The 2,361-nt window shown below is 66.6% G+C and carries 3 protein-coding genes; 2 read left to right on the top strand and 1 reads right to left on the bottom strand.

Annotated features, from left to right (window positions below; translation table 11 throughout):
• On the top strand, positions 1-1,305 hold a 1,305-nt coding region (locus tag AC1D01_RS30610), incomplete at its 5' end, for a leucine-rich repeat domain-containing protein (protein WP_477873146.1).
• Between the two features lie 7 nt (positions 1,306-1,312).
• Here the strand turns inward: AC1D01_RS30610 and AC1D01_RS30605 are convergent.
• Positions 1,313-1,900 (bottom strand): GNAT family N-acetyltransferase, encoded by a 588-nt coding sequence (locus AC1D01_RS30605; protein WP_477873144.1) that lies wholly within the window; start codon positions 1,898-1,900, stop codon positions 1,313-1,315.
• 102 nt (positions 1,901-2,002) lie between these two features.
• Here AC1D01_RS30605 and AC1D01_RS30600 point away from each other — a divergent pair.
• Positions 2,003-2,361: GntR family transcriptional regulator (locus tag AC1D01_RS30600; RefSeq protein ID WP_477873142.1), on the top strand; the 359-nt coding region annotated here is incomplete at its 3' end.

Raw genomic sequence — 2,361 nt, 5'->3', positions numbered from 1 at the left:
GCCTTGACATGGCTCAGCGAACACCGTCTTGCGGAGGACGGTTCCGGTTTCGAGAGGTATGCGGACAACGTGGGACTTCTCGACCTGTCGGCGCCCAAGGACGATGACCACCGCCTGAAACAAGAAGATCTGCGATGCCTGCGCCATTGGCTCGCGAGCAGCCACGCGCCAGCCAGCACCGAACTCGACCTCTCGGGAATGCCGCTGGACCAGACTGCAGGCGACATTCTCGCCAGCATGGTCCATACGGGACGGCTGTGCGGACTGCATCTCTCCAGCGTCGACTTGCCGAACATCCCCACTCTCTGCGAGGCGATGGAGGGCAACACCTCGGTCACGTCACTGACGCTGAGCGGCAACAGCGGCGCCGGCTCCGGCGACGCGATTGCATCGATGCTGCGGCACAGCGTCGCCCTCACGACCCTGAGCATGGCGGGATGTTCGCTCGAACCGGCCGACGTTCAGAAGATCGCCACGGCGATTCTGTCCGGCGGGACACTGCAGACCCTCGATCTGAGCCGCAACCCATGGGGAACGATCGGTCTGAAGGCGATCAGCGAACTCGTCGAGGCATCCACGACGCTGAGCAGGTTGACGATGGTGCACCAGAACCCCGAGCAAGCCAGCGCTGATGAATTCGGTGCCTTCTGCGAGGCGTTGGCCGCAAACACCACGCTGCGGCACCTGAGTCTTGGAAGCAACTCGTGGTGCACCGATGCGAACGCCAACGCGCTTCACCTGGCCCTGAAGAAGAACAAGACCCTCGAACACGTCGAGCTGTGCGGGGACCGCGCGGTATCACACCCGGCCCAGCAGACAACCGTCCTGGAAGGCCTGGCCGCACACGGCGGACGGCGATCGATGAAGCTGGACTCGTTCAACTTCACGGAACAGGATTGCCAGATCCTGGCCGGGCTGCTGTCCCACGCGGACTGCCTCGTCACCACATTGGCCATGTCCAATCCCCGATGGCCCCGCGACAAGAGCAGCCAGAAGATGGAGATTCCCAGATCGTTGGTCAGTGCGATCCTCACGAACCACAGCCTGACCGAGCTGGAGATCGGTCCGAAGCCGATGAACGCGGCAGATGCCATCGAGGTCGAAAACACGTTGAAGAAGAACCAACGCCTGCACCTTGCCGCCGGGCGGGCAGTCGTCTTCATCGGACAAGCAGGTGGGCATCTGCTGCCGAGAGACCTGGCCGCGCCGCTGAGCGATGCCTTCAGCGCCGTTGCCAGCGGCTGGGCCTTGCGGCAGGTCGTCGACGCGGCGTCAGGGCTGTTCACGTCGCCGGCAAGGACTTGAAACTCGCTCAGCGCGGCTTGTCCAGCTGCCACTGCAGGTGCGCCTGCACCGCCGGCCACTCCGCCCGCGTGATGCTGTAGACGCAGGTGTCGCGCAGCAGCCCGTTGGGCATGCGCTGGTGGCTGCGCAGGATGCCGTCGAGCCTGGCGCCCAGGCGCTCGATCGCGCGGCGGCTCTGCTGGTTGAAGAAGTTGGTGCGGAACTCGACCGCGATGGCCTCCTTCTCGAACGCATGCGACAGCAGCAGCAGCTTGCACTCGGTGTTGAAGCCGCTGCGCTGCACGCTCGCCGCCGTCCACGTGGAGCCGATCTCCGCCCGCTGGTTCACCGCATCGATGTTCATGAAGGTCGTCATGCCGACGACGCGGCCGGCGGCATCGCGGGTCGTGAACGGCAGCATCGAGCCCTTGCGCTGCAGGTCGAGGCGGCGCTCGATCTCGGCGCGCATCGCCCGCGGCGCGGGGATCGCGGTGTACCAGAGGTTCCACAGCTCGCCATCGCTGACGGCGGCGATCAGGTCCTGCTCATGGTCGAGCGAGAGCGGCTCCAGCGAACCGTGCGAGCCTTGCAGTCGGAGGGGGGTGAGCCAGCTCATCGTCATCGTCCTTGCGAGAAGTTCAGGGGTCAGGGTGCTCTACAGTAGCGCCGGTGTGGCACCTTGAAAAGTGCCACGGATCCTGATTTTCATGGTGCCACGATGAACCCACCCGTGCCGCAGGCCCTGCTCGATGCACCGCTCTCGCGCGAGCGCGGCCCGGCGTCGCTGCAACGCCAGCTGCACGACCGGCTGAAGCAGGCGATCCTCGGCGCGCACCTGTCACCGGGCAGCCGCCTGCCGGGCTCGCGTGCGCTGGCCGAGGCGCTGTCGATCTCGCGCAACACCGTCACCGCCGTCTACGACCTGCTCGCGGCCGAGGGCTACCTGCTGCCCGACCGCCAGGGAACGCGGGTGGCGGCGCTCACGCGCCCGGCGCGCAGTACGCCGCGCCAGCCGGTGCAGCGTGCCGCCTCGGCCCCCCCGCCGGTGATGGCCCGGCGGCTGGCGGCGATCCAGTC

The organism is Rhizobacter sp. P3_B12 (assembly GCF_056402895.1).
This window is presented reverse-complemented; position numbering and strand designations above follow the sequence as displayed.

Coding starts and splice junctions, on each gene's coding strand:
- AC1D01_RS30605 (WP_477873144.1), bottom strand. CDS start 1,900: ATGAGCTGGCTCACCCCCCTCCGACTGCAAGGCTCGCACGGTTCGCTG.